The sequence below is a fragment of the Rhodococcus jostii NBRC 16295 genome (genome assembly GCF_001894825.1).
Taxonomy (GTDB): Bacteria; Actinomycetota; Actinomycetes; order Mycobacteriales; family Mycobacteriaceae; genus Rhodococcus_F; species Rhodococcus_F jostii.
In genome coordinates this window covers 20930-29298 of sequence record NZ_BCWY01000103.1, presented here as the reverse complement: position 1 = coordinate 29298, position 8369 = coordinate 20930, and the positions used below count along the sequence as shown (strand labels likewise).

8 protein-coding genes are annotated in these 8369 nt (G+C 68.6%); all 8 read left to right on the top strand.

Going from position 1 to position 8369, the window contains the following annotated elements; genetic code table 11:
- The coding region (locus tag RJ1_RS38375; protein ID WP_073368678.1) for a hypothetical protein at positions 1-393 on the top strand (393 nt) is incomplete at its 5' end.
- A 121-nt stretch (positions 394-514) separates the two neighbouring features.
- Complete coding sequence (locus RJ1_RS38370) at positions 515-1198, top strand: response regulator transcription factor (protein ID WP_073368676.1); 684 nt, start codon at positions 515-517, stop codon at positions 1196-1198.
- Between the two features lie 195 nt (positions 1199-1393).
- A complete protein-coding gene (locus RJ1_RS38365; protein ID WP_073368684.1) occupies positions 1394-1792 on the top strand; it encodes a response regulator transcription factor in 399 nt (132 codons plus the stop codon).
- A gap of 127 nt (positions 1793-1919) precedes the next feature.
- Positions 1920-3716: a sensor histidine kinase gene (locus tag RJ1_RS38360; protein WP_073368674.1), complete on the top strand. Its 1797-nt coding sequence runs from the start codon at positions 1920-1922 to the stop codon at positions 3714-3716.
- Positions 3717-3894: 178 nt separating this feature from the next.
- Positions 3895-5157, top strand: coding sequence for a cation:proton antiporter (locus RJ1_RS38355; protein ID WP_073368672.1), 1263 nt, complete (start codon positions 3895-3897; stop codon positions 5155-5157).
- 136 nt (positions 5158-5293) lie between these two features.
- Positions 5294-5830 (top strand): hypothetical protein, encoded by a 537-nt coding sequence (locus RJ1_RS38350; RefSeq protein ID WP_073368670.1) that lies wholly within the window; start codon positions 5294-5296, stop codon positions 5828-5830.
- Positions 5831-5960: 130 nt separating this feature from the next.
- Positions 5961-7289: a guanitoxin biosynthesis MBL fold metallo-hydrolase GntH gene (gntH, locus tag RJ1_RS38345; RefSeq protein ID WP_073368669.1), complete on the top strand. Its 1329-nt coding sequence runs from the start codon at positions 5961-5963 to the stop codon at positions 7287-7289.
- Entirely contained in the window at positions 7286-8329 is a 1044-nt protein-coding gene (locus RJ1_RS38340; protein ID WP_073368667.1) for a CobW family GTP-binding protein, read from the top strand. The genes gntH and RJ1_RS38340 overlap by 4 nt, the downstream gene beginning before the upstream one ends.
- The last annotated feature ends 40 nt before the right edge of the window (positions 8330-8369 follow it).

The window sequence follows — 8369 nt, the reverse complement described above, 5'->3', positions numbered from 1 at the left end:
GCCGCCTCCGCCACCACCCCGGTCACGGGATTCGCCCTCGCCGCGACCCTCGTCCTGTGCGTCGCGGCGGCCACCACCGGCGGGGCGCCCCTCGTGCTGGCCGCGTTCCGCATCGCCCGCCGCCAACCCGACGCCGGAACCCGAGACCCCCGGCCCGAGGACGGACCGCTGCGCGGCGGGCGGATCATCGGACTCCTCGAGCGCGCCGCCGTCGCGGCCGCGATCCTCGCGGGCTGGCCGGAGGGCATCGCCGTCGTCCTCGCCGTCAAGGGGCTGGCCCGCTACCCCGAACTCCGCGAACCCCACGCGTCGGAACAGTTCATCATCGGCACGTTCACCAGCGTGCTGTGGGCGATCGCGGTGTGCGGAATCGGCCGCGCCCTCATCACATAGGGGGTTGAGGGACAGACGCCCGAGATCCGGCGCTAAGCACTGCATGCCCAGCGGTGTTGGAGTGCGGGCGCTGTTTCTTCTTCGGGCAGGCCGGGCCTCATGACTGCATTAGCCTTTAGAGGTGGTCATCCGCGTAGTAGTCGCCGATGACAGCCTCGTGGCCCGGGAGGGCATCGAAGCGTTGCTGGCGGCTGCCGAGGGGGTGGACGTCGTCGGCTCGGCCGACGACATGCCTTCCTTGCTCGCGGCGGTCGAGGACGGCAGGCCGGACGTGGTGGTCACCGACATCAGGATGCCGCCAACGCACACCACGGAGGGTGTGTCCATCGCGGCACGGCTGCGTGAGACACATCCAGGTGTGGGAGTCGTCTTGTTGAGCCAATACACCGATCCCGCCTACGTTCTGCTCTTGTTCGAAACGGGGTCGGACGGGCGCGCCTACCTTCTGAAGGAGCGGGTGCACCGACTCCGGGACCTCGTGGATGCAATCGAGGCGGTCGCCGAGGGGCGCTCTGTCATCGATCCGAAGGTCGTCGAGGTGTTGATCGACGCGCGGGAGCGAGCGGCGCAGTCGCGTGTATCGCAGTTGAGTGCGCGTGAACGCGAGATCCTGTCGGCCATGGCGGAGGGCAAGAGCAACTCCGCCATCGCCGAGACGTTGTTCCTGACCAAGCGCGCCGTGGAAAAACACATCAGCGCGATCTTCGTCAAGCTCGGGCTTGTCGATTCCGATGAGTCCCACGCGGTGAGCAGGCGGGTCGCAGCCGTGCTGATGTACCTGTCGGATTCTGCCCCGTCCTCGTAGCGCACATCCCGGCGACCGCGCACCACGTCGAGTGGGTGGAAGTGGTGTTCGGGGCGCGGGAGACAACCGCCGCACGGGTGTGGTGCCTGCCCGGTGGTGCGTGCGGCCGATGCGGAGTCACGGTAGGAGGTGACATCGACGTATCCGTGTGCGCCCCTGGTGTGCGGCGAGTACGACAGGGAGCTGAGGTGCGACGTGGACCCGATCGCTGCGTCTGCGGTGCGAGTGCTCACCGTGGACGATTACGCGCCCTTCCTCGGCATCGCGCGCCAGCTCGTGAACGGCACCCCCGGCTTCGTCTCGGCAGGAGAGGTCAGCTCGGGGCGAGAGGCGTGCACGGCGATCGAGGCGGCCGAACCCGCGCTGGCGCTGGTGGATGTGCACATGCCGGGCATGGATGGTGTCGAGTTGGCGCGGTGGATCGGGCTTCGTCATCCGAACGTCGTGGTGGTACTGATCTCGGCCACGGAGCCGGCGGCGCTTCCCGCGGCCGTGCACCGGTGTGGGGCCGCGGCGGTCGTGCGGAAGCAGGACTTGCGGCCCAGCCTGTTGGCGCAGCTGTGGCGGACGCATGGCGCCAGGTCGGCCCGATGATCGCCGACTCTGCCGGAAAGGCCTGTGTGCCGATTCTCGGCTGCATAGTCTGAGGCGGGAAGGTGTCTCGACGAGGTCCTTCATCGGGATGGTCTCGAGCAGCACTCAGGGAATCGCAGGCTGAGCCATGAACCGGACACTGGCTGCGGGGGCTGTCGTCGGTGTGGTTCTGGCCGGCCTCTCGGTCGGGGTGGCACTGGCCAACCGAGAGTCCCCGTGGCGGGTGACGTCGGCGGTGGTCGGGGCACTCACCGTGGCGGTCCCGATGGGGGTGGGTCTGTACCAATGGCGGTGGGATCCGGAGAATCGGCAGGGTCGGCTGCTCGTCCTCCTGGGGGGTGTGTGCTTCGGTGCCACGCTGACGGCATCGTCGAACGATCTCCTTTACAGCACGGGGCGGGTGGCCGCCTGGTTCGTCGAGCCGGCGCTGATATATGTGACCCTGGCCTATGCCCGTGGGCACCTGACGGGCCGGGCCGACCGCATCATCGCGGCCACGGCCTGGGCGGTGGCGGTGGCGGTGTTCCTGCCGCAGGCCCTGCTGCTGGAGTGGTTTCCCACGCCGTCCGTGTGGGGCACGTGTACGAGCGACTGTCCCGCCAACGCGTTCGCGGTCGCCGACACCGTCTCCTCCCCACCCGGCACCGTGGTGACGCTGGGGTTGGAAATCCTTGCCGTCGGCCTGTTTCTGGCCGTTGTCGTGGCGACCTGGCGTCGGCTGCGTCGCGGTTCGGCCCTGCTGCGCCGCACCTTGACGCCCGTGCTGGCCGTGACGATGGTCCGGTACGTCGCCTACGCGGTGTATCTCGGGCTGCGGCGCAGCGGCGCCGCACCGGAGGTGTTGGTGCCCCTCGGGTTCGTGATCGAGGTCCTGATTCCCGTCTCGGCGCTGGGCTTCTTCCTCGGTCTGCTGTCGTGGCGGGTGCACGCGGCCAGGGCGCTCGAGACTCTGACCGTCAAACTCCGGGGGGACGAGCCCGGCGACGCCGGGCTACGGAGGTTGCTCGCCGATGCCCTCGAGGATCCCAGCCTGGAGCTGTGCTTCGCCGGTGACGGTGATGTGCCGTGGCGCGACGGTGCCGGACGGCCGGTGAAGCTGCCCCAGTCCGCGGCGGACCGGTGTGTCTTCCAGATTCCCGACTCGACGACGCCGGTGGCCGCATTTCATCTGGACGGCGCGTTGCACGACCAGAGGCAGTTCGTGGACGCTGTCGGCGCGTGTGCGTTCGCGACACTGGAGCGACGCCGCTTGGCATCGGCACTGAGTTCCTCGGTGCGGGACCTGGAGGCCTCCCGCGCGCGATTGGTCGCCGCCGCCGACTCGGAGCGGCGTCGGATCCAGCGCGACCTGCACGACGACCTCCAACAACGGCTGGTCATGCTGAGGATCCGGCTCGGGGTCGCCGCCGAGGCCGCGGAGGGCGCGGCAGATCACCCGCTCCTGTGCGCGCTCGGCGCCGACGTCGAAGCGATCATCGACGACTTCCGTGCGGTGACCCACCGGATCTACCCGTCGCTGCTCACCGACGCCGGCGTCGAGGAGGCCCTGCGCGCGGTCGCGTTGCGGTCGCCGACACCCGCCTCGGTGAGCGCCGAAAACCTGCGCACCTACCCCCTCGAGATCGAGAGCGCGGTCTACTTCTGCGCGCTCGAGGCGCTGCAGAATGCGCTCAAGCACGCGCGCGGCGCGACGCACGTGTCCATCGGGCTACGCGATGACGGCCGACTGCGCCTCGAGGTCAGCGACGACGGCGCCGGGTTCGTCTCGGCGCGGTGCCCCCACGGCGCGGGGCTGGCCAACATGCGCGACCGCATCGAGGCGGTCGGCGGGGAGCTGTTCATCCGGTCGGACCCGGGCCGGGGAACCACGGTGGGCGCAGCCATCCCCCTCGCCGCCGCCGACGTCACCGACCGCACCCGCTGATGCGCCCGCGCACGGGTGGGCGGGCCACACCCCGGCCGCCCGCCGGTTGACGCCCTTGCTGGGCGGGACCGGCACCGAGCAAGGTGATGGGGACGCCGCAGTTGCGTCACGGCACGATTCCGGAATGACGTGCCGGCCTGTGCCCGGTGCCACCGAGACGAACAGGGCGTGAGCTTTCATGACCGATCAGAGCGTCTTCGTTCTCATCGTGCTCGTGCTGTGCTTCTCCGTCGGTTCCGGTCGGTTGAGGCGCGGTTACCTCTCGCCCGCAGCGGTTTTCGTCGCGGTCGGTGGGGTTCTCGGCGCGGACGGTCTTGGGCTTGTCGAGGTGCAGGCCGACCGGGAAGGGTTCCGGACCGTCGCCGAGCTGGCGTTGACCTTGATCCTGTTCACCCAGGCCTGCCGACTCGACCTCCGCACCATGCTGCGGCGCGGTGCGATGGCCCGCCGTCTGCTCGGCATCGGTATGCCGTTGACGGTGGTGTTGGGCACCGTTGTGGCGCTCCTGCTGCTGCCTGCCCTGCCTTTCTGGGAGGCCGTGTGCCTGGCCGTCATCGTCGCTCCGGCCGAAGCCGCCCTGGTGGAGGCGCTCTTGGTGGACCCCCGCATTCCCCGACGGATCCGGGAGGGGCTCTCGGTCGAGAGCGGCTTGTACGACGGGTTCGCCGTCGCCGCGCTCCTGACCGTCCTGGCCATCGCGTCCCAAGAGGCCGAGCCGGCACCGGGAGAGTGGGCGTGGTTCGCGTTCCGAACCGTGCATGTGTCGTTGGCCGTCGGCATCGTCATCGGACTGCTCGGGGGCAAAGCCATCGCGGTGGCACGAGCTCACGGCTGGACGACCGACTCCTGGGCGCAGCTGGCCACCCTCGCTCTGGCCGTGCTCTGCTTCGGTGCGGGTGAGCAGTTCCATGGCAGCGGCTTCGCGACGGCCTTCGCGGGCGGCTTGGCGTACGCCGCAATCAAACCCGGCCGCGGGCAGGACCGCGCACCGACGCAGGTTGCCGGGGCCGCCTCGGAGCTGCTGGAGCTGGTCACCTTCGCCCTGTTCGGCGCGGTCGTTGTGGTGCCGGCATTCCGGGACGCCGACTGGAGGGTCCTGGCTTTCGCAATCGCGGCCGTAACTCTCGTTCGGTTCGTGTCGGTCCTGGTGGCGTTCACGCGCAGCGATGTGCCCGCAGCGAGCGTGGTGTTCATGGGGTGGTTCGGGCCTCGCGGCATCACCACGCTCGTCCTGGGGCTGATTGTGCTCGAGGAGGGGGTGATGCAGGAACCGCTGCTGCTGACCCAGGCGGCCGTCGTGACCGTCGTGTTGAGCATCGTCCTGCACAGCGTGACGGCGCCGATCGGTATTCGCCTCCTTCACGCGAGGGACGCTGACGACGAACCTCCCCGCACGGTCCGACCGGGTCAGACCGCCGGCGACCCCGAACAGTCGACCTAGGAAAGGAACGGGCACACGCGGGCGGGCTGAACCGGTGACCGTGCGGCCGGCCGGGGCGGAGCAACCGCCTCCGAGCGGCGGGGCCGCGGCAGGATCCGGAGCCTCGCCGGCCGCTGATCGAAGGGAGACACTTTCGATGGACACACCGCTGACCCTCAATTCGAATCCGGTCACCGCCGAGGTGGCCGGGGTACCGGTGTGGGTGATCGTCATCGTGCTCGCCTCGGCGGGGGCCGCGATTGCGGTGGCATTGAAGGGACGCCCCGTCACCGCACATCCGGCCCGCACTGCCGACGAAGAGATCGCGGTCATCGCTGAGATCCACGACGTCGACCGGACCCTGACCGCGCACGCCAGCTCGGTACTGACGCTGCTGGCGATCGCCGCCGGCGCCTTCGTGACCATCGTCCGGACCGGGGAGGGCCCCGCGGCGCCGCTGTCCTTCGCCACCGTGGTGGCATTGATGACCGCCGGCGCCCTCGCCACGGCCGCGCTCGCGCTCGAGGGCGCGGTCACCGAGGCCGGCGCACTGCCCGCCGACGACCTGCGTCGCACGGTGGACCGGAACCTCAGGCGCATCCATCACCGCACCCAGCTGGTGCGCTCCTCCACTTGGTGCCTGTTCCCCACGGTGATCCTGGTGCTGCTCGGCGCCGCCGCCGTCGCGCCGTGACCCCCCGGGGTAACGGCGGCTGGCACCACAAGCGGACACCGGCCCACGCCCTTGCCGGGCGCAGACGGCTGCGGCAGGTTGGAAGGTGGCGTCACTGCCCCCGCGTGTCGAACCGCCATTGGAGACGACCATGAGCGCTGCCGAGACCACCAACGTCAACCCCGCGGCGAACCCCTACGGAGGCGGTCCCGGCACCGGAATCACCTACCCACCGTATTACCGACCGACCGAACACATGGGCAGTGCCTCCACGTACTACCCGACCTCCGAGGAACTCGGCAAGGACGAGATGCGGATCACGTTCGTCGGCACCTGCCCCTTCCCACCCACCAGGGACCAGGCCGGCACCAGCATTATGGTCGAACTCGGCAACGGTAAACGGTTCTTCTTCGACTTCGGCCCCGGTTGCCTGAAGAATATCCTCGCCATGCAGGTGCCGCTCCAGATGGTCAACGACATCTTCATCACCCACCTGCACGTCGACCACTACGCCGACCTGCCGTACCTGTACGCTTTCGCACCCTGGGCGGCCCGCTGGAAGCCACTACGCGTGACCGGGCCGTCGGGGAGGACTCCCGAGTTCGGTATCAGGGCGATGATCGACGGGATGAAACAGATGACCCAGTGGCACACCGACAGCTTCAACTGCATGCCGATCGGTGACGGCTACGAGGTCGAGGTCACCGAGTTCGACTTCCGCGACGACGGCGGGATCTGCTACGACCAGGACGGCGTCACTGTGCGCCATTGGAGGCGTGGGCATTCCAAGGACGGCGCATCCGCCTACCGACTCGACTGGAACGGGCTCTCCTTCGTCTGGACCGGAGACGGTCGCCCGGACGAGCTCACCCTCGAGTATGCCCGGGGCGTCGACGTCTTCGTCACCGAAACCCAGCCCGACATCGCCCATCTGCAAGAGGTGAAGATGGGGTTGCCCGAGATCATCACCAACGTGACCATCGATACCTGCCACACCCCCCACTACGCAGCCGGGTACATGATGCAGCAGATTCAGCCTCGGCTGGCGATGCTCACCCACATGGACTACGCGGCCGACCAGATACCCGAGATCCTCGCCGGCATCCGCTACCACTACAAAGGTCTGTTCCAGTTCGGCGCCCCGGACGGTGTCGTCATCAACGTCACCAAGGATGCGGTCTGGGCGCGCACCGCCGCGCTCTCGGAATCGGCGAACCCGGCCCGACCGAGCAAGGAAGACGCCAAGTACCTCTTCGACCTCGGCCCCACCCACCTCGAGGTCGACTTCCCGTCGCCGCGGCAATCGACCCGCGATATCCAGGAACAGTTCGTGCGGGACAAGGAGATCGACAAACAGCTCTACTACCCCCAGGACGTGGACCGGGACCTGGTTCCCGTGTTCCCGAACGACTTCAAGATCAGCATCCCGAAGATGGTGAAGAACAAGATCGTCGGCAAGATCAAGGACCGGTTGAAGTGACCGGGCCCGAACCTGCCGCCCCTCGATCCGAGGCGGACCGGTCCCGGCTCCCCTTGACCGTGCTCACCGGGTTCCTCGGTGCGGGCAAGACAACGCTGCTCAACAGGATCCTCCACGGCGATCACGGTCTCCGTGTCGGCGTGCTCGTCAACGACTTCGGCAGCATCAACATCGACGCCGACCTCGTCGCCGCTGTCGACAGCGATGTCGTCAGCCTCACCAACGGGTGCGTGTGCTGTTCGATCCGCGGTGACCTGGTCAGCGCCGTCAACCAGATGCTCGACCGCCCGGAGCGCCCCGAATTCGTGCTCCTCGAGGCGAGCGGCGTGGCGGATCCCACCGGGATCGCCCTGACGTTCGTCGACGACGCCACCATGGCAGAGCGTGTGCGGGTCGACAGCATCACCTGCGTACTCGACGCGGACCAACTGTTCGACGCACCCGAGTCCATGCACGCCAAGATCTGGCAGGTCGCCTGCTCCGACTTGCTGATCCTCAACAAGATCGATCTCGTACCGCCGGAACGACGAACCCAGGTCCGGGCCTGGCTCGATGACCACCTTCACCGCTACCGCCTGGTGGAGGCCAGCTACTGCGCGGTCCCCCTCGCGATCCTCCTCGGTGTCGGCCGTTTCGACCCGACCGCCCTCGATCACGGCCAGAACCCACCCCGCCGCGCGGGGACCGACCCGGACGGCGACACTCGATCTCGTCGATGCCACGACGCCTCACTTACCTTCGAAACCCGCACCTACGAGGACGACCAACCCCTGTCGCTGGCGGCGGTGCGCGACGCCGTCCGCCGTCTGCCCGCCAGCGTGTACCGAGCGAAGGGCATCATCTACAGCTCCGACCATCCCGAACACCGGACCGTGCTGCAAGTGGTGGGCAAGCGGATCGACATCACCCGCACCGACGCGTGGGGACACCGGCCCCGCCGGACCCGGATCGTGACCATCGGCCGACCACACGGCCTGGACGACCGCGAACTGCACAACATTCTCCAGGCCACTCGCGCGAACACCACCGCCGCCACCTGACCGTCGGTCGAGCACACCCCCGGCTCCGATGTTGCCAGCA